At 69.4% G+C, this 21469-nt stretch carries 20 protein-coding genes; 10 read left to right on the forward strand and 10 right to left on the reverse strand.

Annotated features, from left to right (window positions below; genetic code table 11):
- Nucleotides 1-371 precede the first annotated feature (371 nt).
- Complete coding sequence (locus QOZ89_RS30100) at nucleotides 372-614, forward strand: hypothetical protein (RefSeq protein WP_312626914.1); 243 nt, start codon at nucleotides 372-374, stop codon at nucleotides 612-614.
- 14 nt (nucleotides 615-628) lie between these two features.
- Here QOZ89_RS30100 and QOZ89_RS30105 read toward each other — a convergent pair whose 3' ends face one another.
- Entirely contained in the window at nucleotides 629-829 is a 201-nt protein-coding gene (locus QOZ89_RS30105) for a hypothetical protein (protein ID WP_312626916.1), read from the reverse strand.
- 436 nt (nucleotides 830-1265) lie between these two features.
- On the opposite strand from QOZ89_RS30105, the gene QOZ89_RS30110 reads away from it, so the two are divergent.
- The 3 genes from QOZ89_RS30110 to QOZ89_RS30120 are packed head-to-tail and all read left to right on the forward strand — an operon-like array spanning nucleotide 1266 to nucleotide 3216.
- Nucleotides 1266-1487 carry a hypothetical protein gene (locus QOZ89_RS30110; RefSeq protein ID WP_312626918.1) on the forward strand — a complete coding sequence of 74 codons (222 nt, stop codon included), beginning with the start codon at nucleotides 1266-1268 and terminating at the stop codon, nucleotides 1485-1487.
- Between the two features lie 17 nt (nucleotides 1488-1504).
- The gene (locus QOZ89_RS30115) at nucleotides 1505-2071 is read left to right on the forward strand and encodes a sigma-70 family RNA polymerase sigma factor (RefSeq protein WP_312626920.1); all 567 of its coding nucleotides are present in this window, start codon (nucleotides 1505-1507) and stop codon (nucleotides 2069-2071) included.
- Nucleotides 2068-3216, forward strand: a complete 1149-nt coding sequence (locus QOZ89_RS30120) for a hypothetical protein (protein WP_312626922.1) — start codon at nucleotides 2068-2070, stop codon at nucleotides 3214-3216. The genes QOZ89_RS30115 and QOZ89_RS30120 overlap by 4 nt, the downstream gene beginning before the upstream one ends.
- 86 nt (nucleotides 3217-3302) lie before the next feature.
- On the opposite strand, the gene QOZ89_RS30125 is transcribed toward QOZ89_RS30120, so the two are convergent.
- Nucleotides 3303-3923 (reverse strand): recombinase family protein, encoded by a 621-nt coding sequence (locus QOZ89_RS30125; protein ID WP_312626924.1) that lies wholly within the window; start codon nucleotides 3921-3923, stop codon nucleotides 3303-3305.
- A 381-nt stretch (nucleotides 3924-4304) separates the two neighbouring features.
- Here QOZ89_RS30125 and QOZ89_RS30130 point away from each other — a divergent pair, with 381 nt between their 5' ends.
- Together QOZ89_RS30130 and QOZ89_RS30135 are read left to right on the forward strand one after the other, a co-directional pair.
- Nucleotides 4305-4604 carry a hypothetical protein gene (locus tag QOZ89_RS30130; RefSeq protein ID WP_312626926.1) on the forward strand — a complete coding sequence of 100 codons (300 nt, stop codon included), beginning with the start codon at nucleotides 4305-4307 and terminating at the stop codon, nucleotides 4602-4604.
- A 1113-nt stretch (nucleotides 4605-5717) separates the two neighbouring features.
- Nucleotides 5718-6107 carry a hypothetical protein gene (locus QOZ89_RS30135; protein WP_312626928.1) on the forward strand — a complete coding sequence of 130 codons (390 nt, stop codon included), beginning with the start codon at nucleotides 5718-5720 and terminating at the stop codon, nucleotides 6105-6107.
- A gap of 4 nt (nucleotides 6108-6111) precedes the next feature.
- On the opposite strand, the gene QOZ89_RS30140 is transcribed toward QOZ89_RS30135, so the two are convergent.
- Nucleotides 6112-8898, reverse strand: coding sequence for a helix-turn-helix transcriptional regulator (locus QOZ89_RS30140; RefSeq protein WP_312626930.1), 2787 nt, complete (start codon nucleotides 8896-8898; stop codon nucleotides 6112-6114).
- Nucleotides 8899-9044: 146 nt separating this feature from the next.
- On the opposite strand from QOZ89_RS30140, the gene QOZ89_RS30145 reads away from it, so the two are divergent.
- Nucleotides 9045-9284: a hypothetical protein gene (locus QOZ89_RS30145; RefSeq protein WP_312626932.1), complete on the forward strand. Its 240-nt coding sequence runs from the start codon at nucleotides 9045-9047 to the stop codon at nucleotides 9282-9284.
- Nucleotides 9285-9449: 165 nt separating this feature from the next.
- On the opposite strand, the gene QOZ89_RS30150 is transcribed toward QOZ89_RS30145, so the two are convergent.
- Entirely contained in the window at nucleotides 9450-10424 is a 975-nt protein-coding gene (locus QOZ89_RS30150; protein WP_312626934.1) for a pentapeptide repeat-containing protein, read from the reverse strand.
- 1425 nt (nucleotides 10425-11849) lie between these two features.
- On the opposite strand from QOZ89_RS30150, the gene QOZ89_RS30155 reads away from it, so the two are divergent.
- Nucleotides 11850-13511, forward strand: coding sequence for a M12 family metallopeptidase (locus QOZ89_RS30155; protein ID WP_312626936.1), 1662 nt, complete (start codon nucleotides 11850-11852; stop codon nucleotides 13509-13511).
- 227 nt (nucleotides 13512-13738) lie between these two features.
- Here QOZ89_RS30155 and QOZ89_RS30160 read toward each other — a convergent pair whose 3' ends face one another.
- Complete coding sequence (locus QOZ89_RS30160) at nucleotides 13739-14935, reverse strand: ISAs1 family transposase (RefSeq protein ID WP_312626938.1); 1197 nt, start codon at nucleotides 14933-14935, stop codon at nucleotides 13739-13741.
- Nucleotides 14936-15437: 502 nt separating this feature from the next.
- Here QOZ89_RS30160 and QOZ89_RS30165 point away from each other — a divergent pair.
- Complete coding sequence (locus QOZ89_RS30165; protein ID WP_312626940.1) at nucleotides 15438-15806, forward strand: hypothetical protein; 369 nt, start codon at nucleotides 15438-15440, stop codon at nucleotides 15804-15806.
- Nucleotides 15807-16003: 197 nt separating this feature from the next.
- On the opposite strand, the gene QOZ89_RS30170 is transcribed toward QOZ89_RS30165, so the two are convergent.
- Nucleotides 16004-16498 carry a hypothetical protein gene (locus QOZ89_RS30170; RefSeq protein WP_312626942.1) on the reverse strand — a complete coding sequence of 165 codons (495 nt, stop codon included), beginning with the start codon at nucleotides 16496-16498 and terminating at the stop codon, nucleotides 16004-16006.
- A 278-nt stretch (nucleotides 16499-16776) separates the two neighbouring features.
- On the opposite strand from QOZ89_RS30170, the gene QOZ89_RS30175 reads away from it, so the two are divergent.
- Nucleotides 16777-18165 carry an IS1380 family transposase gene (locus tag QOZ89_RS30175; RefSeq protein WP_312626944.1) on the forward strand — a complete coding sequence of 463 codons (1389 nt, stop codon included), beginning with the start codon at nucleotides 16777-16779 and terminating at the stop codon, nucleotides 18163-18165.
- 194 nt (nucleotides 18166-18359) lie between these two features.
- On the opposite strand, the gene ltrA is transcribed toward QOZ89_RS30175, so the two are convergent.
- The 4 genes from ltrA to QOZ89_RS30185 all read right to left on the reverse strand — a co-directional run bounded on the left by ltrA (nucleotide 18360) and on the right by QOZ89_RS30185 (nucleotide 21283).
- Entirely contained in the window at nucleotides 18360-19625 is a 1266-nt protein-coding gene (gene ltrA, locus QOZ89_RS30180; RefSeq protein ID WP_312626948.1) for a group II intron reverse transcriptase/maturase, read from the reverse strand.
- Between the two features lie 665 nt (nucleotides 19626-20290).
- A complete protein-coding gene (locus QOZ89_RS47680; protein WP_397428865.1) occupies nucleotides 20291-20605 on the reverse strand; it encodes a transposase in 315 nt (104 codons plus the stop codon).
- A 41-nt stretch (nucleotides 20606-20646) separates the two neighbouring features.
- Nucleotides 20647-20790: a MafI family immunity protein gene (locus tag QOZ89_RS47685; protein WP_397428866.1), complete on the reverse strand. Its 144-nt coding sequence runs from the start codon at nucleotides 20788-20790 to the stop codon at nucleotides 20647-20649.
- 52 nt (nucleotides 20791-20842) lie between these two features.
- Nucleotides 20843-21283 (reverse strand): hypothetical protein, encoded by a 441-nt coding sequence (locus tag QOZ89_RS30185; RefSeq protein ID WP_312626946.1) that lies wholly within the window; start codon nucleotides 21281-21283, stop codon nucleotides 20843-20845.
- Nucleotides 21284-21469 lie beyond the last annotated feature (186 nt).

A 21469-nucleotide genomic window follows, 5' to 3' on the forward strand; every position in this document is an offset into this window, starting at 1 on the left:
GTGCTGCCGCGCGGCTTCCGCGCCACGCCGCCAGGGGCGGCTGCGGGGCGGGTCCGCTTGCCCTCGAATGCCTCCCCGACCGGGTGGCGGGCTACAGCGCGCCCAGCGCCGCGAGCACGGCGAGCGCCAGGCCCAGCGCGCCGGCGAACGCGGCACCACCGCGCAGTACGGCGCCCGGCAGGCTGGTCCCGTCGGCACGAGCGAGGATGCCCGTGACCAGGGCGGCAACGAGCGCGGAACAGACGCACGGAGGGTGGCAGCTTCTTGGCCATAAGGGCCCCTTTCGGTAGCGGGTTTCTGTACCAGAACGGTACGGCAATCGGATCGGGTTGTCATCCCGTTCTGGTACGGAAATCGGCTACGCTGCCCCCATGCCCCGACCCGCCTGGACCCCCGACGACGACGACCGGGCGTTGCTCGCCGAGCTGGCCGCCGCCGCCCAGGCCGTCGACACGGCGGAAGAGACGATGTGGGAGCTGGCCCGCGCGGCCCGGGCCCGGGACATCCCGCTGGACACCGTCGCGGCCACCGTCGGGCGCGGCCGGATGACCGCCCACCGGCACATCACCGCCCAGCCGGACCCCGCCGGCAGCGCGAGGCCTGCACGGGAGTAGGCGGTCCGCCGTCGCTATGCCCCCCTGATGAACGTCGCGACGGCCAGGCCGAGCGCGAGCGTGCCGGCGGCTGCTGCGCCGCCAGCGAGGATCGCGGCGGGCACGGTCTCTCCGGTCAGGGACGTCAGAATGCCGGCGACCAGGCCGACGACGACCGAGATGGCCGCGCACAGCGCGACGAGAAGGACCTGACCGAGGACGGGGTTGACGTACACCGTGTCTCCACACCCGCGCCCCGTGCACGTCCCGGCCCGGCGCGAGGCGCTGATTCGGGGGGAAGCAGCGGTTCGTCGCAGGTAGCCGGTCGCGGACCCCGCCGAGCCGAGCCGGGGGAACTGGGAGGAACGACCGATCCTCACTCTCCCCCAGCCTGACACACACCGGGCAAACCAGGAGATTTCCGTGAAGCCGAGATCATCGTACCGGCTGGCGCGCCGGCGGGCGTCGTAACGGTGCGTGAGAACCACGCTGGTCGCGCTGACGCGCATGATCACATCCTGACGCGCGATATCTGATCATGGATCCCGAATCTCAGGTGATCCACAAAGAATGATGGCTGAGTCGGTTCACGGAACCGTGCCCACCCCGCCTCTATGTCGGTGAAGGCCTCGTAGTGAGGCTTCCGACGTGGGACACAAGAGGGTGGACGATATGGACGTGGCAGCGGTGGCGGCTTGGGCGACGCTGGCCGGGCCGGTGTGCGCGCTGGCGGCCGTGTGCCTGCGGCTGCATGCCCGGGCCCGGCGTGACCGAAAGGACCGCGAGCTCATGCTGATGCTCGTCGAGCGGCTGCCCCAGGGCGGACGGCTGGTCTTCGAACGGGGTGAGGACGGTGCCCGCACTGTGCTCACCCCGTACGAGCAGGACGTCTGAGGCGAGCGGCCGGTCCGATGACCGAGCGAGCTGACCGGCCCGAACCGGTGGCACCTGCCCCCCTCGCCCCGCAGCGCCGGTCTCCGGTGCCAGCGGACAGCCGCGTCGTCGCCGCGTTCAGCGGGTTCTACCGGGAGGACATGCCGAGGCTGGTGGCCTTCCTAATGTGGCTTGGTGCCCAGCCGGCTGACGCGGTGGAGATCGCCCAGGACACCATGACCGAGGTCTTCCGGCGGTGGGACGACCTCACCACGCCGAAGGCGTGGGCTCGCACGGTCGCGAGTCGCGCCTATGGCCGCCGGTTGGCCACCCTTCGTGAGGATCCTGTCGATGACCCGGCCGCCTCCGTGCCGACCCCACCCGGTTCGACCGGGATCGATGCCCTCGTCGACACCCACGAGGTTGTCGCGCTGTTCGCTCAGTTGCCGATGCGCCAGCGCCAGGTCATGGCCTGGACGTTCGATGGCTTTACCCCGGCAGAGATATCCGCGGAGCTGGGCCTGAGCGCCGAGGCGGTCCGCGCCTCGCTCTACAAAGCCCGTGCCACCCTCGTCCGCCTGCGGAAGGAGGCCGACCCCCGATGACCACCGAATCCGTCGGCCCCGATCACGACGACGTGGACTGGCTCTCCACCGCGCACGCCGCCCTGGTGACGGACCTGGAAGGCCGCCTCGACCTCGACGCCGGGCTACGCGACGCGATGCTGTCCACCGCGCACGCTGCCCTGGTTGCGGACCTGGAGGACCGGCTCGAGCTCGACGCCGGGCTGGACGCCATCCTCCTCACGTCCATCCCGGAGCCCACCGATGCGACTGACGGCGGCCACTCGCCCCCGGTCCTCCATGTCACCTTGGAAACTGACCCCGGCGACCCCGATCTCGCACCCATTGCGGCCCTGCTCGCCCTGCCCGCCGAGGCTCGCCTGCGGCTGCGCGGCAACCAGGCATTCGGTGCCCTCACCGGAGCCTTCGCCGCCTTGACGGACAGCGCGGTCGGCCTCGATTTCGATTTCGATCTCGACAACACCGTCGGCGCGGTCGATCTCGCCCGTGCCCGCGCTCTTGAGGGTGCCCTTGACCAAGACTTCGCGCGCGCCCTCGCTATCGAAGGTGCCCTCGCCCGCGACCTCACCGGCGACCTCGCCCGCGCTCGCGATCTTGCCCGCGACCTTGAGGGCTCACTCGCCCGCGATCTCGAGGGTGCCCTCGCTCGCGACCTCACCCGCGCTCGCGACCTCGCCCGCGACCTTGGAGGTGTCCTCGCTCGAGAGGGTGTCCACGACCTCGCCCGCGCTCGCGATCTCGCTCGCGACCTCGCCCACGAGCTCGCCCGTGCTCGAGCCCGCGCTCGTGCCCGGGCGCGCGTCGTCGCCCTCGCCCTCGTTCGTACTCTTTTGGTAAGTCTCGAATCGGACTTGGCTGCCGCCCTTAGCGAGGTCACTATGAGCGACTTCTGGGCGACCGGCGGTCCGGACGCTGCTCGGATCGCCGGGCGCTGCCTTACGGAACTTCACCGGATCCGTGATGACTTCACTCACGCGGACCTACGCCACGTCGACCTCACTAGCCTTCGTCTCGAAGGCGTCCGCTGGTCCCGCTCCTCGACCCGTTGGCCCGATGATCTTCTTGCCGAGATCGAGCGGATGTCAGAAGCAGCCGGGCCTGACCAGCCGGACTTGTTCGTGATCCGCCGCGGTACCGCGAAGGTCTACGACCCGGCGACCGCATAGGGTGACCGGGGCATACCCCCCACCGAGTCGAGGACACGGGCTTGGTTACAGCGCCCCCAGCACTGCGAGGGCTAGGGCCAGCGTCATTACTGCGCCCGCGCCGTGACGGGTTCGACGTCTGCCAGGTAGCGGTGCAGCGAGGTCTTCGGGATGCCGGTCTTGGTGGCGATCGCGCCGAGGCTCTCGCCGTTGGCCTTGAGGAGCCGGGCATATTCGATCTTGTCGGCGGGGTGGGCGATGGGTCGGCCGACATGGCGGCCTTTGGCCTCGGCGACCGCGCGGGCGTTCGCGGCGCGTTCGGCGGTGAAGGTGCGCTCCATCTCGGCGAACAGCGCGAGCAGGAGGAAGGCGATGCGGCCCATGCCCTCGTCGGTGGTGTTGATCGGCAGCGGGTCGGCCAGGGAGCGCACGCCGACGCCTTTCTCGCCAAGGTCGTGGACGAGATTGAGGACCTCGCGCAGGTTGCGGCCGAGCCGGTCGAGGGTGTGTACGACGATCGTGTCGCCGGACCGGGCGTACGTCAGCAGCGCGGCCAAGCCCTCGCGGTCGACCGTGGCGCCGGTCTTCTTGTCGGTGAAGATCCGCGCGTCCGGGATGCCGGCGGCGGCCAGGGCGTCAAGTTGGCGCTCGAGGCTCTGCTTGGTCGTCGAGACCCGGGCGTAGCCGAGGTCGAGCCCGGCGGGTGGGTGCGTCTGGGCGGCAGGCACGCGATGATCGTACCGGAAGTCGTCTCCGTACTACGCTTCCGGAACAGATGTTGTGGAACGATTTCCGGAACGACTGGAGGCCTGCCTGGGTGGTCGTGGCACGGCCGCCGGACGGCCGTTCCACTTCCTTGGATGTGGAACGACCAAACGATCACCGGTCAGACAAGATCACCATAGAGGTGCCGGGCACAGCAGGGGCCGAAAGGCCAGGGCCCAGCGTCAGCCGGCCGAAGTAGCAGGTCGCCGCGCCCGCACCCGACCTACCGGCGCCACCATTTTAAGGAAAGTTAAGGATAAAGGACTCCAGCTAGGGAAAATATGGGTTGGCCTAGTTGGCGCCTTAGAAAAAATTCTAAACTCGAAAAGGGGAAAACTTCCTCGATGGGCATGGACTACTGGGGCAAAACCTTCTGGGGTAAGACCTTGGGCTGCTCGACCACCGTGGGGGCCGCCGTCGTGCTGCTGCCGACCTCTGTGCTGGCCGGTGTATTCAGCGCCATCGATGGCGATGGCTTCGCGAAGGGAGCCTCCGAGCTCCTTGAGGAAACGGCGGGGAAGGCCGGTCAGACTGTCGGGAAGTTCGGCGACAGGCATGACGAAAAGATCACCGGTGCCACAATCAGCGCGGCGGTCGGTCTGCTCACACGCGGGCGCGGCAACGGCAACGCTGGAGCCAAGTAGCTGGTGGGGCGTCTGTGACGCCCCACACCAGCGCAGATGCTTCTGCTCAACGCCGGCCATCTCATGGAGATCTACTCTCCTCGAAAGGACAGGGTAAGGCGCCTTATCCTGTCCTCCTCGGCGGGCCGGACAACGCGTGGCAGTCGGCCTTCGTCGATCGTGGCGGGGGGCGGGCCCCGACGGCACAGGGCGCTCGGCCAGGCGGCGCCGGTAGGCGCGGTCCAGAGAGGTGACGGAGACGGGCGACGCTTCGCTGCAGGGGGGTGCAGTGCCTCACCGCCCGTCTCGGCGATCTACATGTGGTGCTGGATCGACATGGTCACGATGACCACGACGATCCAGATCACCAGCCTGACCAGTCGTACTTGGTCAGCCGTGAGACCGCGTGCCAGCCGACTCCAGTGATTCGCCATTTCGCCTCCTCTCTCTCCGACCCAGGGTCCGGGCGCCCCGGCCCCCATCTGGGCTGGAGTGGCGAAGGCTCCAGCCCCTAGGGCACCGGGGCGCCCGGCCCCCCCTAAAGGGTCGGGAAGATACAGAAGACGGCGTGTAACTGGTTTGGCTGGCCGCTCGATGATCAGACATCCGTCATCGAGTACGCAATGTCCAGTAGCCGACAGGCTCGGCGCCATGCTGACGGGATGCGGCTGCGCCTGACGGCCGCTCGGCCTGCGCGACCGGATGCTGCTCGTGCTCGGGGTGGCGATGATGGGCTGCCGCTCCGAGCTCGCCGCGCTCGACCTGGCTGACCTCGTCGAGGTCGACGAGGGGCTGCCGCGCAGCTGGTAGTCCACCAGGGCGCGGGCCATGTCCTCGATATACCTCAGGAGGAAGGAACGCAGGTCCACCCGCAGGGCTGGGGTTCGTGGCGGTGGGCTGACCAGGTGGCCGGCTCTGCCGACCGTCGGGGACCAGCCTCCGAGCAGGTACGCGCTTGGAGGCGCCGCGGGTCGATCCGATGCCGTGCTGCCTGTCGGGCACCGTGCGGGACTGGGGATTCCCGGGGGCGGGCCGGGGCACGGTCTGGGGATCTTCCCGAGGCGACCGGGCACCGCGTGGCGCAATTCTGTCCCTGCCGGTCGCCGACCGTGGCGACCCGACAGAGGAGGAACCATGTCCGGATGGGACGCCACTATCAAGCTGCTGCACCCGGTCGATCTGGGTACGGACTTCGAGGCCGACACCGTCAGCGTCGGCGGCGCGTTCGACGTGATCGCCGACGTCGAGGTCGGCGAGGAACTCATGGGCTTCGCCGGCAGCTACGACCTGTGGGTTAAGGTCCGCAACCTGAGCACGTCGACGATGCTGGCGGCCGACTACGTCAACGTCCTTCTCACGCCGATCCACGCCCCGTGGCGCGACCGGCTCCACAGGAACATCCCCGGGGGCTGGATCGCGACGGAGGGCGACGTCCTGGAGGTTCTCGCGTCGTTCAAGATGAACGCGGGCGTGCACCACGACTACTCGTCGGCGATCAGCCAGCACTTCATCGTCACGGCCTGACGCGTCACGAGCGTAGGCGGGCAGCCAGTTGGGTCCGGGAACTGACGTCGAGCTTCGTGAAGACGTTCCCCAGGTGGTATTCCACCGTCTTGACGCTGACGACGAGTTCCCGGGCCACCTGGCGGTTCGTCAGGCCGGTCGCGACCAGCCGGGCCACGACGGCCTCCTGCGACGTCAGGACGGCCGCCTCCCGGCCGGGTTCCCGGCCGGGAGCGAGTCCGCAGGCGGCCAGCTCCCGTTCGCACCGTTCGAGGAAGGGCCGGGCCCCCAGGTGGGCGAAGGTGTCCCGGGCGGGCGACAGCTGCGCCCCGGCCAGCGCGCGCCGGCCGCGCCGCCGCAGGAACCTGCCATGGCCGTAGCGCACCAGGGCGAGCTCGAACGGCGCGTCCACCCGGGCGGCGTGGGCCAGTGCCGCCTCGAAGTGCCCGCGGGCTGTGGCCTCGTCGCCTTTGGCCACGGCGACGGCGGCGTGCGCGGTCTGGACCACCGACAACGCGGTGTGGCTGCCGTTGTCGGCACCGGACTGTTCGAGAGCCGCCAGCACGTCCGCGAACGGCCCGAACTCGCCGGTCAGCTCGAAGAAGTCGACGACAGGCGCGATCAGCCAGGCGACGGCCGGGTTTTCCACCACGTGGCGAAAGCGCGGGCGCGCCAGCGGCTCGAGCACGCTCGCCGCCGCGCGGTACTCGCCGCGGGCCCGGGCAAGCTGCGCCCGCGAGAACGCGGTGTGCACGACGGGCAGGACATTGTCGCCGACGGCGGCGGCCTCGAGGACCCGTAGGTGGTCCTCGGCGGCCTGCCAGTCGCCACGGTTGGCCGGCACCAGCGTCGCGAGGTGCCGGCAGGCCAGCGCCAGAACTTCCTCGTCCGCGTCCGCCGCGATGGACAGCGCCAGCTCGCCGCGGCCCGCGGCGTCGTCCCAGCGGCCCGCGCGGAACTCGGCGGTCCCGAGGTGGTAGGCGACGATCCACCGGAACGTGGCCGAACGTCCGTGGCTGACCGCCCGCACCCCGCCGAAGTCTCGCAGCGCCAAGTCCAGCTCGTCGCGGTGCAGGTGCCGCATGCCCCGCCCGAGCAGGTCCTCGAGCTCGCCCGGTGTCGCCAGGGCCGGCTCGGGCAGCAGGTCGAGGGCGGCGTCGTCGGCAGCCGACCGGCGGATGGGGCCGGCACCGCTGTGGCGCAGGTAGCGGATCATGTCGGTTGCGGTCTGGTCGGGAGCCAGCCGCAGCGCGATGTCGGCCCACCGGGTCTGCTCGTCGCCGCGCATCTCGTTGCCGTAGAGCGCCGCGAGGTGACCGGCGACGCGGGCCCCCAGCGCGGGCTGCGCCTCCTGGTCACAGCGCTGCCAGGCGTCTCGCAGCAGCGCCTCGCACTCGCCGAACTCGCCGGCGTTGAGCGCGAGACGGGCCAGCACATAGCTACGCCACGCCGTCGGCGCGAACGCCCGCACCCGGGCCACCAGCCGGGCCGGGTCCGCGACCTCCCCGGCGAGCAGCTGACACTCGACCGCCTCGAGCGCGAAACGCTCCCGGTCGGCGCTGTGCGGGGCGAGGCGGGCCGCCGCGTCGAGCTGCTCCGCGGCACTCACCCAGCCACCACGGCCGGCGTTGGCCCGGCCATGCCGGGCAAGTTCGTCGGACAGCGCGGCATCCGGCCCGGTGGCGGCGCGCGCCCGGTGGCGCAACGCGACGGCGGGCGCGTCCTGCGCGAGATGTTGCGCGGCCCGCAGGTGCAGTTCGACGCGGCGCGCCGGGCCGAGCTGGCGGTAGACGGCCGCCTGCACCAGCGGGTGCGGAAACGTCACGTCCCGCCCGTTGAGCCCCTCCTCGAGAAGGCCGGCGGCGACCGCCTGGTCGAGCGCCGGCAACGGCTCGTCGAGCCCCGCCACGGCGCCGGCGAGACGCACCTGGGTATGCATGCCCAGCACGCTCGCGGCCGCGACCAGGCCCTCGACGTCGGGCGGGCAGGCGGCGAGCTTCGCCAGGACCAGCATCGCGAACGGGCGGGGCGCCGGCAGCGGGGCGACGGCCTCGTCGAACGCCGTCAGCGGGAGCTGCTCGAGCAGCGCCCGAGCATGAAGCGGGTTGCCCTCGGTGTGGGCATGCAGCCGCGCCGCGCCGTGCGCCGACAGCGACCCGACGCCCAGACGCCGGCCGAGGTCACGCAGCTCACCGGCGTCGAGACCGGCGAGACGCACCCGCTCGACGGTCCCGAAGGTGACCAGGCGGCGCAGTCCGGCCGGCAACCGCGGGTCGGCGGCCTCACGCACCACCAGGATCGCCAGCACCCGGTCCACCCGCAGCCGGCGCAGCGCGAACGCCAGCGCCCGCAACGACAGCAGGTCGGCCCACTGGGCATCGTCGACGACGACGGCGACCACCCCGGACCGTTGCAGCTCGCCGAGACGGTCGAGCAGCGCCGCACCCGCCGTCAACGGGTCAACGAACACCCCGCCACCAGCAAGCCCCGCCACCTGGCCAGCACCACCCTCGACAGCCGGCCCGCGACCCTCGCCGCCGGCACGCAGCTGTTCGAACACGCCGTACTCGAGACCGGTCTCGTCCTCGTCGCCGCTGGCGCGCAGCACACAGCCGACGTCCGCGCCGTCGAGGAAACGCCCCACCAGCGCGGTCTTGCCGATCCCAGCCGGCCCCTCGACAACGACCACCTGAGGATGCCCCGACCGGGCACGTTCGAGCACCTGCCCGAACCGCCCCAGCAAGCTGCCCCGCCCGACGAACTCCCCGTCTCCCACGAACTCCAGGATGTCGGGCCGCCCGGCGTCTTGCACCGCCGACGTCAGAACTGCGCCAGACGCCTGGCGCGACCGGGACGACATAGCAGTCTGCCGTCGGACTCACCACACGACGTTCAACATGGCCTCGGACCTGGGCTTCTACGTCATCCAGACGCGGCAGCAGTTCATCCGACCGGACTGTGCGGATCGCCCAGGACCGTCTCGACGAGGTCCGCGACGAGCTGCATCTGCGCGACCTGACCATGACCGACGTGCCACCGCCGGCGTTGGTCATGCACTTCCGGGAAAGGCTGCAGACCGACATCGGCGACCGCGCCGCGCGGTGGGGCGCGGACGCGGCTGCCGGCGGGGCTGGTGCGGCCGCCGTCGTGGCTGCCGGCGGCGAGCTGACGGGGCTGTCGCGGCCCCGTTTCCTGTGACCGGCCGCGCTCGATGGCAGGGATCGCGGCCTTACTCGGTTGCCCGGCTGATCGTCGAGCTGCGGCCAGCCGACCCGATGGCGCGATCCCTGCCAGAAAGCGCGGCCGGAACCCCGCCAACTACCGGGGCCGGTCACACAGAACGCCGGAGCCGCGCGGCGCCCGTCAGCGCCACGACGACGGCCGCGTGACCCCACCCGGCAGCTGCGTCCCCCCGTTCCCGAACGTCACGTCCACCTGCCCCTGCGACAGACCTCGCACCTCGGTCAGGTTCGCCGCGACCAGCCAGACGTCGGTCAGGTTCGCCCCGCGCAGCCAGGCGCCGGTCAGGTTCGCCCCGCCCAGCCCGGCGTCGGTCAGGTTCGCCCCGCCCAGCGAGGCGCCGGTCAGGTCCGCCCCGCCCAGCGAGGCGCCGGTCAGGTCCGCCCCGTCCAGCGAGGCGCCGGTCAGGTTCGCCCCGCCCAGCCGGGCGCCGGTCAGGTTCGCCCCGCCCAGCCGGGCGCCGGCGAGGTGGACGCGGGTCAGGTCGGCGCGGGGGACGTTCTCACGGGCGGGCAGGCGTCCCAGGATGGTCAGTGCGGCCTGGACATCGGTTGTCGGCGTCGTGGGCGCGGGCGGCGCTCGGACCGGGGATGGGGGGCGGGCGTGCTCGCGGACGAACGCGGAGAGGACCTCGACGACGGTGCGCTGGTCGTCTGGGGAGTCGTTGGCGAGGCGCTCGAGCGCGTACAGGCCACCGAGACGCCCGTCGACGGTGTCCGAGCTGAGCAGGCCGATCGCGGCGACGTAGAACTCACGGACGTGGGTGTTCGCGTTCGCCGACCGCTCGCGGAGGTCGGCGGCCTCGTTGGACCGCTTGGTCTCGGCGTTCGCTGCCTTGACCTCGGCGTTGGCCTGGCGGGTCTCGTCCAGCGCGATCAGCGCGCCCGCCACCGCCGTCAGTGCCGCGGCCGCTGTGAGCAGCCCGCCCTGCAGCGCCGCCCGGGCCTGAGCCGCGCCGTCGGAACCGCCCGGGTACATCCGGTCGGGCAGATGCCAGATGGCGACGACCGCGGCGACCGCGCCGGCGCCGGCGAGCCCAGCGATGATCCACAGCCAGCGCCGGCCGGAACGCCGCGCCGCTCCCCCGTTGTCGGTCATGGGCAGGGTTGTACCGCTACCAGCCGGCCGCGCACGGCGATCCGGCCCCCTGCCAGAAAGCGCGGCCGGAACCCTGCCAGTTACCGAGGCCGGTCACAGACAGGACGCCGCCCTCGAACGGGGGGAACACGACCCCGCCCGCGCCCCTCATAGGGGCAGGCCAGGTGCTCAGAAGCCCTCCAGGAATGGCCCCCACGTCGTCGTACTCGACGTTCGACGCCGGTCACGTACGCAGGCCCGCCGATGGCAAGTAGGACTTCCCAAGCACGCCACCACCAGCGCACCGACGTCCGCGGATGATGTCCGGGTCGAGCACGCGGTCTTGTCCGCCTGCTGGCCAGCCGCAGCTCACTCGACATGTCTTATGACCCCGTCGCCGGCGGCGGGAAGGGCGAGGCGCCGTCGACGACATCGCGGCCAGGAGCAGCCCGATCCACCACGGGGCAGACACAGCGAACGCCAGACCGAGTGCGACCCCGAGCGCTGCCAGCCACAGCGCCCGCCGACGTGTCTGACGGTCTCGCTCGCCATCGATGTCGACACCGGCGACGCGCACGCCCGTCGGCGGTTCGCCGTCCCCGTCCATACCGTTGATGTTGACCAGCGCCGACGACTCGTGTCTGTCAAACGGTCATCAGGCCAAAGGCCTGACACGTCGCCGGTTACGGGAGCGCCCCCACGCTGGTGCGGCGTCGGCCGCTGCCCGCGGCCACCCGGGGCGTCGTGATTCGACGGCTGCACGACACGGGAGCGACTTGGGAGAGTCGATGTTGTATAACCGCGGTCATGCGGTTACGGGGGGCAACGCAGCACGCACGAAAACGGCTGCGGAGGTGGGGCATCGCCTTGATTATCACCTCGGTGCTAGTTGCCCTTGCGGTCATCACCGTCGTCACGGTCATGACGCCGTACTCGGACGACGCCGGCCTCACAGCAGCGCCCTGCCCGCCTGATGGGTGTTCCGGTCCGACGTCGGTCGACTGGTCTGTGATCACCGCAGCATTGATCGGCGCTGTGCCCTCCACCGTTGCCGCTGTCACGGGGCTGGTCCTAGTCCTGCAGAACCGGCCGTCGGCGAGTCCACCCGTTCCACCTGCCCCGGATCCGGCGCCGCCGGATCCGGGGTCGTGAGCACCGGCGGCCTCCGACGGCGAGCTCATGGTTGCGGTGCGCCAACGCGAGAAACAATGCCGTGCCCAGGCCGGAGCTGTTCGGATCCGCGTCTGGGCCGGCGACTATTGGTCAGCGCATCCCCTGCAGCTGCCGAGAACTACGCCCGGCCTGGTCCGTCGGCATCGTCGACCGACGAGCCAATCTTGCTGTGCAGCGAGAACACCAGGCACGCCTCGACTTCACGATGGCCTAGGTTCCCACCGCCGCCCCGAACCGATACGCAAGGATCCGACACCGGGGAAAGGATCTATCATGAGCGCGCAGGGCCCAGCGGACCGGGCGTGGCCCGGTCCAGTGATTCCATTCGTAATCGACCCAAATTTCGATAACCCTGCAAGGATCATACAGGCGATAAGGGAACACTGGGAACGTCGGACTAACCTGAGGTTCGTCCAGCGCTCGAGACAGAGTGGATATCTGGCCTTTAGGCATGGTCAGGAGTGCCAATCGGGGCGGGGATTCAACGGCGGCGAGCGGTTGATAACCCTTAGCCCAGGCTGTGGGGTGCCGCAGATAATCCATGAGATCGGCCATGCGGTCGGCCTGCTCCACGAACATCAGCGTAGCGATCGCGACGAGTTCGTGAGGGTCTTCGAGGAGAACGCCAGGCCCGGGAAGGAAAAAAACTTTCGATTGGTGGCGGACTCGGTTAACCTGACCGACTATGATGTGCATTCTATCATGCACTATGGCGCCCGAACATTTTCTGTGGACAACATGCCCACCCTTGAGTCGCGGGATCCCGGTGTCACGTTGGACGGGTCTGCCAGCTTCACGCCTGCGGACCTGAGAGGCATCGCGGAGATCTATCCGCATGTCGGCGTCGTGCGCCGGAGTGACAGTGGGTCCGGCGCCGCGCGCGGCGCCGCTGAGATCGCTGTCGCCGCCGACCCGGGCAGGTCTCAGGTAATCACTGCGGTGAAATCCGAGCAAGGCCACCTCTTGCTCATTCTGTGGCAGATTGGAAGTAGGGGCGCCGTCGCCCGCGTCGCCGACTCCGCGAACCTGGCTGGCGCGGCAAGCGAGATCGCCATAGCAGGTGGTGGCGGTAGGTACGTCACGGTCTGCCGCACGAGCTCGCGCGGGCTGAAGCTGATTTCCTGGTCCGTCCAGGGCGACCAGCTGATTCGAAATTCCCCAATGTCCGCCGGGGACAATGCCAGCGACGCAGAGCTGATCCGAATCATCGCCCTCAGTGATACTTTGTTCGTCACCGCCTGCCGGGCGGAGAACGGAAATCTCCTACTGATCACCTGGATGCTGCGCGGCGACGGCTCATTCAGCAGGATCGACGCCGACGGTACCCGAGCAGAAGCCGTCTCGGAGATCTCCTTCGTCGACCTTCCGCGAACGGATTCTGCGCACCTCATCGGCGCTGCGGTTCGAACTTCCGAAGGGCAGATTCTGGTCATCGTCTGGGATGTGACTGACGACGGTCGAGTATCTCGGCGCGGCACCAGTGCGCCGCTGGGATTAGGAGACCTGGTCGAGGCGGCCGTCCACTTGGCGACCGGTCTGCTCGTAGTATCCTACCGGACGCCGAGAGGCACCCTAAAGCTGATCACCCTCTCGGTCTCACCGGGCGGGGCCGCTGTCCGCAAGGAGCACGACAGTGGCGATCAGGCTGGACGTGTGCACGCCAACGGGCTTACTGCACGGCCGTCCGGCGTGCTCTCCGCCGTGCGCGCAAACAATGGGAATCTTCTGCTGATCAGCTGGAATATCACCGACGACGGACGCATCGACCGTCGCGGCGACGCCAGTCCTGACCAGGCAGGTGGAGTAGGAATCGTGCGGGTGACGGGCTCCACAGGCAGGGCTCAGGCACCGGTGCTGACATGTGTACAGAACGCCGCGGGTCGACTTTTGCTGATCACCTGGGACGATCGGCCCGAGAATGGGGAACTCGCATAGTCCGCACCACCCGACCGTCGGCCGGGAGACCGGGACAAACCGTGGGAGGCTACGCCGCGCTCATGATCGGAACGGCGCCCGTGGGCCTCAGGGTCTGTCCCGGTCCGTCACGCCGAGCAGATGGCAAAGCTCGTCGACGCCGCGCACCGACTGCGGGCCGAGGAGCCTGCCCGCGCGGACGCCCCGTCGCCGCCGGTCACGCCCTCCCCTCCAGAACCAGGGTGCCGTCAAAGTCCGTTTTCGCTGATCAGATCGATGATCTGGAGGACGCGTTCGGGCCGGCGGGCGGTGGCTCGCATGGCTTTGGCGATGCTTCTGTGTCCTGTGAGGCGTAGCGCGCTGATGGCGGTGTCGCGGGCGATGGCCCAGGCGAGTGGGGCGTTGCCGGTGCGGACGGTGTGGCGGTCCTCGTCGAGGACGCGGTCGCGGACGTGGTGGACGGCTTCGACCGTCCAGCGCCCGCGTGCTCGTGCCGCCAGGTCCCGGGGGTGGGCCTGTTCGGCGGGCAGGCTGGTGACCAGGTAGAACACCTCCTCGGACAGGGCCGGTTTCGACGTGACGGTCTTCTTGTGCCGGGTGCGTCGGCGCAGCTCGACGACCTGTTTCGTGCCCCAGAAGCCGACGAGTTTCGGCGTGGTGACGGTCAGTGCCTTCAGCGAGCGGACCTCGATCCGGCCGTGGGCCTTCTCGACCGTCGTGACCAGGTTCGGCGCCTGCCCCCAGGGCAGCCTGGTGAGGTTGGCGTGGACGGTGGGCTGGTTCTGCTTGATCACCAGCAGCCAGTGGCCGCCCCTGGCACGGATCTTGCGGGCCAGGCGCTCGTGGGCGTGCAGCGAGTCCGTGGTCACCAGCACGCCGGTCAGGTCGAGCCGGCCGGCCAGCGCCTCGACCGCGGCGATCTCGTCACCACCGGCCACCCACTGGTGACCGGCGGCGACGCCGGTGTCGTGCCAGACCGCCTCGACCACCGCCTCCTGGATCATCGTGCCCGTCTCAGTGAACGACCTGGCGCCCTTGAGGGTCTTGCCGTCGAAGGCCAGCCCTCGCGGCCCAGCCGGCGGGTCCGCCACCGCCGCGGCCCGGGCGATCCAGCCCGACAACGCCTCATCCAGCGCGGCCGGGTCGCAGTCCTCGACCAGGCGCCGGATCGTCCGCTCCGACGGGACCCGACGCGTGAGCCCGAACCCGGCGAGCAGGTCCGCCGGCAGCTCGACCGCCCATTCCCAGACCGCGGTGAAGGTCTGCTGACCAGCCAGAACACCCGCGAACCACAACGCCAGCACCGACGCCAGCCCGTACCGGCGACCCCGCGCCCTGCGCCGGTCGGGCACCGCGCCCAGCGCGTCGAGCAGCCCTGCGGCCCGCTCGACGGCACGGCCCGACAGCCGGGACCGCTGACCGGCGGGAACCCGGGTAGGCGACACTGAAGGCACGGACGCGGCCCCACTCTCGGATGATCATGGCGTAGGAACCTCGATCATCCTGTGGGCGCCGCGTCCGCCCGTTCCCGGGGCCGGCCCGACGACGGCGACCCCGCCACCATCGCGCGCGGAGTCACACAAGACCAGGTAGCAGGCCCAGCCCGGCGATCCCGCGGCCGACCGGCGGAAGCTGATCAGATACCCGGCGGTCGTCGCGGGCCGATACACCCGGCGGCCATAGCCGCTACCGGCCCACGACGCCAGCCGACACGCCGCTCACGACTTTGTCGTAGCCCTGCCTCCAGAACCGACACCGGTCAGGAGCGGCAAGCCCGCACCAAGCTCCGGCCGACGCCGCGGCCAGGACGTCTGGAAGGCACTCGGCAGCGCGGATACGTTGCCAATCTTGGCAGGAGTTGCGGTCCTTGTTCTGTTTTGTTGCGCTATTGGCGCTTTCGCCAGCCGGTTCGACCACCTCGTTGCCGCGCCGGCCGTCGGCGACGAGATGAAAACCGATGTACTTGGCCGCGGCTATTACATGGTCGGTCCCGAGCGGCCTCATATCGACACGACCTTCGCCGTCCAGCTCGTCGACGAGCCGTTGGACCGGTTGGTGGCCGTACCACGCCTCGGCGAGGTGAAGGGGTGCCCGTTCAGCAGCGTGCGCTACCGGTTCGACGTCGACGGCCGCGAGGTCACGCGCGGCGAGGGCGACGCGTACGGGGCTGACAGCGTGAGCGTCCGCCTCCCCCGGCCGCCGCGGACGGTGCGCCTGGTCGCGGACTGGTCGGCCTCCCCACCTGCCCCCCGTCACGTTCACCCTCGGGAAAGTGGCGTGGCGTCGCCCAGTTGGTTCAGTCGGACCTTCCGGTGAACCGGGCGTTGCGACCCTGCGGAGCTAACTGGCAGGTGGTGGCACGGGGCCCGACAGTGAGGCCGATGGGGGCGACCGGTGCCCTGCGGATGTGCTGGTGCGGGGCCGTCCGCGGCGGTAAGCGGTGACCGTGGAGGTTGACCATGCCCAGGCCCGCAGCTGTCGCCAGGGGCTCCCCCGGCAGCTCGACGGATTTCCTACAGCGAGCTGCGGGCCCAGCCGGTCTCGCGGGCGATCTCGGTGGGGGTGATGCCGGCGGCCCGGGCGGCGGCGACCGCAGCGTCGCGGGAGCGGGCGGCCTTCTCGGCGGCCTCCAGGGCGGCGAGCCGGTCGGCGGCCGCGGTCTCCATCAGCCGCAGGGCGGTGGCGCGCAGCTCGTCGAGGCTGTCCATGACGCCGGGCAGCCAGCGGACCTCGGCGTCCGGGTAGGCGCCGCGCAGGTCCTGGCGGAGCCGGACGGCGCCGTCGGGGTCGTCCGTCGGGTAGCCGGCCAGGTCGAGCCCGTGCTCGGCCCGCCGGTCGCCGTCGTCGGCCGGCGGGCCGTCGACGGCGACCTTCCACCGGCCGGCGGCGTCGAGGCCGAACGTGACGGTCAGCGCCGGCTGCGCCGGCACCGCGCGCACGGCGCCGCCTTCGGTCGCTTCGTCGCTCGTGGCGTCCGCCATCGAGACCGTGTCGTCGAGATCCGCCACCTTGCGTCCTCTCCGCGCCATTCCCGGCGCTGCCTGGAGCATCAACGCCGCAGGATGCGTCGTGAAGCGTGATGTTGTCGGGACACTACAGCGACCGGTCTGCCCCGACGGGGACGCGGCCTGGTGTCCTGTGACTCCCGCCGGAATGACCCGCGTTAACCCGGGGCTTTCACGCCGGTGATCGTCTGGTGGGTGTGTCGGAAATGGGAAAGTGCTCCTGAGCTGGGAGGATCGGGCTTGTCGAGGGCCTGAACCATCCGTCACCAAGGAGCACCTTCATGGTGCAGAGTACCGGTGTCTACCCGTCTGTCCGTGTGGACGCGGCCGGGCGGGGTGTCGTGTCGGCGGCGGGTGGGGTGCTGCTGACCGAGACGGTCCGGGTCAGTGGGCTGGGCCGGGTGCTGTCGGACGAGCTTGCGGGGTGGCGGTCGCCGTTGGCGACGCATGACCCGGCGAAGGTGCTCACGGATCTGGCGGTGTCGCTGGCGCTGGGCGGTGACTGCCTCGCGGACATCGCGCTGCTGCGCGCCGAGCCGGAACTGTTCGGGCTGGTGGCCTCGGACCCGACGGTGTCACGGACGGTCGACCGCCTCGCCCTCGAAGTGGACCGGGTGCTCGCGGCGATCGGCCGGGCGAGAGCGGTCGCGCGTGGCCGGGTGTGGTCGTTCGCGGGTCGCCACGCGCCCGACCACGCGGTGTCGGCGGATGACCCGCTGGTCGTGGACCTGGACGCCACCCTGGTCACGGCCCATTCGGAGAAGGAACAGGCCCGGCCGACGTTCAAGAAGGGATATGGCTTCCACCCGTTGTGGGCGTTCATCGACCACGGCGCTACCGGCGCCGGGGAGCCGGCGGCCGTGTTGCTGCGGGCGGGTAATGCCGGGTCGAACACGGCGGCTGACCACATCGCGGTCGCGACCTCCGCGCTCGGCCAGCTGCCGCGACGGCTGCACAGGTCACGATCGGTGCTCGTCCGCGCCGACTCGGCCGGCGGCACCCACGCCTTCGTTCAGTGGCTGCACCGGCGCCGGGTGGGCTACTCGGTCGGGTTCACCCTGCCCGACAACGCCACCCAGCTGATCGGCAGGCTCCCCGCGGCGGCGTGGACGCCGGCCTACGACGCCGACCGCCTGCCCCGCCCCGGCGCGTTCGTCGCCGAACTGACCGGTCTGATGGACCTGACCGGCTGGCCGCCGGGGATGCGGGTCATCGCCCGCAAGGAACGACCGCACCCCGGCGCCCAGCTGCGGATCACCGACGTTGACGGCAACCGGATCACCGCGTTCGCGACGAACACGCCCCGCGGCCAGCTCGCCGACCTGGAACTACGCCACCGCCGCCGCGCCCGCTGCGAGGACCGCATCCGCGGCGCGAAGGACACCGGCCTGACCAACCTGCCGCTGCACGACTTCGCCCAGAACCAGATCTGGTGCGCCCTCGTCGCGCTCGCCTGTGACCTGATCGCCTGGACCCAGATGCTCGCCCTCGCCGACCACCCGGCGCGCCGGTGGGAGCCGAAACGCCTACGCCACCGATTGTTCTGGCTGGCAGGACGGCTGGCCCGGCACGCCCGGCAGACCGTGCTGCACCTGGGCGCCGATCACCCCTGGGCCCCGCTGGCCGTCCAGGCGATCAACACACTGCGCGCTCTGCCCGCCCCGGGATAACCCGGGCCACCGACCTCCCACCCCGCCGACCAGAACGGAAACCCACCCCGGACGTGGACCGGGCGCCCACCCGAGCGACAGCGGGCACACCGCCACGGCCCACCTCGACCGGGCAGCAGTCGGGTCGCCGGGGGCATCTCAGCCCCCGGCTCCCGCAGATCCCCGCATGACAGTCTCCCGTCACGGGGCTCTTCTCATCCAGCCATCCAGGCGCTTCTCTCCCACGCCCAGTGCGCGAACAGTCCACGATCTCTTTCCACGACCGTCTTCCACCACGCCTTGACGCGTTTGTAGCCGCGCAGCCGCTTGTACTTCTTCTGGGCCCATTTCATCAGGTAGGCGTTGATGCGCCTGAGCAGACTGAACATCTCGTACCGGTTAAACCGGCCCCAGTAGTTCATCCAACCCCGCACGATCGGGTTCATCATGTTCGCGAGGTCGTCCAGGGTCCCGCCGGTGCGACAGTGGATCCGCCAGGAGCGGATCTCCCGACTCTTAGCCTTCAGCGCGTCCCCACTGATCGCGGCGTCGAACGAGGTGAAGTTGCGCCCCTCTTTCTTGTTCCGCTGCCTGCGGGGACGGAAGGTATACCCGAGGAACGTGAACGCGGTGTGCTCGTGCATGCCGCGCCTCCTGTTGTCCTTGCAGTACACCACTCTGGTCTTGGCCGGGTGCAGGCGCAGCCCGACCTCCTCCAGCCTCCGACCGATCGCCGCGCGCACCTGCTCGGCCTGACGCCGCGTCACGCAGTGCACCACCGCGTCGTCCACGTAACGCTCGTAGGGCACGCCCGGGAACTCCCGGGCCAGCCAGAGGTCGAGCGCGTAGTGCAGAAACGCGTTAGCAAGCACGGGCGACACCGCGGACCCCGCGGGGGTTCCGCGGTCCGGCGTCACGAGCGAGCCGTCGGGGTACTGCACCGGCGCAGACAGCCACCGGCGTACGTAGAGCACCACCCACGGCTGGTCGGTGTTGGCCTCCACCGCCTTGATGATCAGGTCGTGTGGGCAGCTTCCGAAGAAGTCCTGGATGTCCAGATCGACGACCCAGTCCCGCTTCCAGCAGCGCTCCCGGCACGCCGCCACCGCGTCCAGCGCGGACCGCCCTCTGCGGTAGCCGTAGGAGCCGTCCTGGAAGATCTCTTCCAGGCGCGGCTCCAGCATCATCGCCACCACGGTCTGGGCGACCCGGTCGGCCACGGTCGGCACACCGAGCAAACGAACCCCTCCACCATGCGCCTTCGGTATCTCCACCGCCCTCACCGGAGGCGAGAAGTAGCTACCCGACGACATCCTGTTCCAGACCCGGTACAGATTGTTCTTCAGGTCCTTCTCGAACATCGCAACAGACTGCTCGTCCACTCCCGGTGCGCCTTTGTTGGCCTTGACTTTCTGGTACGCTGCCCAGACCAGGTCCCTGGAAATTTTGAACGGCTTCTCTGTAGACCTCGATGTCTCCACTCGATCCCTCCCAGCCTCGCTGGTTGCCCGAACGAATCCACCATGGACAAGCCGGCCCCTTCGCTCCACCCCCATTACCGAGGCTTCATCGCTACTACGAGCCGGTCCGCCGGCGTGTGCCGCATCGGTACTCAGCGCCTCCAGTTTCCGCTGTACGACGCGCTCCCTCTCCCCACCCGCCACCCTGCGCGGACGGAGCTATCGACACACGCCTTCCCACGTTCCGCATGAGAGCGGCAGAACGGACTCACGTCGCCTTTATGGCGGGCACCATCTGGCCAGAAGACGGGACACCCGCCAGACTCATCCCGGGGCTGAGTTGCCTGCCCCGGTTTTGATGCCATCTCTGATCTTTTCGACACGTCATCGGCGATTCGCTTGCGCTCGTCTTCCCGTTCCCTGCCTGACGCGCTCCAGGCGCGCCTTTTCCCCGACGCTCACCACCACAGTCGTCAGCTAAGGCAGCTCGGGGTGGCTTGGAACCTCCCACCCGTCGGGCGGTTCCGAGGGGCCACAACTCCCTCATCTCCCACACAGCACCGCAGTCAAGTAAGGCTCACCTACATTGGCCCCACCTTCCTGCGCTCGTGGCGCACCAACTCAACATCAACAAGGGTCGGAGGTCAGCCCGCGATCACACCTGGCCGAGGCACGAAAGATCTGGGCTAACCAAGGCTGCCGGCGCCACCCTCCGCCGTGCACGTCCAGGACCTTCTGATGCAGCCGCGACCAGACCCCGCCTGGGTACAGGCATGGAACCGGCGGTGCGCCGTCGGGACCGACACCCCGGACTCTGCCGGCAGATGCCGCCAGGCACACCCCGCAGTCAGCACATAGACCACCGCGGTGAACAGCGGCCGGTCCTCGACCGACGCGGTCCGCCGCCCTGGTGGCAGTCTCGAACCTGGGCAGCAGCGGCTCCACCAACTCCCACAGATCGTCAGAGACCAGCCGAAGAGCCAGGCTGTTCTCCACCACATCCATGATCAGAGATGCGCCCAACCATCACGCGAGAAACACTCTAACCATCGATGAGTTCATCGAGCCTATCTGTCGATTTCGGACTCCCCACCTCTTGAGCGGCGGAAACAAGTCGCTCATAGTAGGCTGAGGTAATCGGAAGAGCATCCTCATAGATCCACGAGCACATCGTGTCGAAGGCCAACTCCTCCTCGGGCCGCTCACTCCGCCAGAACCGGCACAGAGCCCATCCTATATCATTGAGACTTCAGCCAATAGCTTCGAGCAGCGTCAACTATAGTGTCGAATTCTGCTTCAGAAATATCTGCAATAAGAATTGGGTTAACTTTCTGCGCCACAACTTCTTGCGCAGCGACGACAAACCGTCCTGCGCGCACATAGCTGTGCACCGTCCACTGATCCAGCGACTCGACACTCGACATTATAGTCGAGTCGTGGAGAAACTCATCGACAGCGAACAGTTCCATGAATTCGGTTGGATTTTCATGCAGCAGATCGAGTCTTTCATCGTCGATGTGACGGCGATTCTTGAGCTGCGTCATTACCGATCCGAGGATACAGCCTTCCCGATCACCAACCAGCCGACCGTCTATGACGAGCTGGAAACGGAACATGCGATGCCCAGGAAGAGGGCTTACCAACAAACCGAATTGACCATCATCGTCAAGGAACCTCAACCCTTACCCCTTTGGACCTCAATAGGAATGTGATTCAAGGGAATCTGTACCGGATTTCCTCACCAAAACCCGGTTGAAGATCCTCGCCGGCGGGTGACTACCGCAGAAGCGAAGACGGCTGTGGGCCCCCGCCACACCTCGCGGGGCCCCCCCCGGCGCGGCACGCGCCGTACAAGCCCGGCGCGC

This window comes from Pseudofrankia coriaricola (assembly GCF_032027725.1).
GTDB lineage: Bacteria > Actinomycetota > Actinomycetes > Frankiales > Frankiaceae > Pseudofrankia.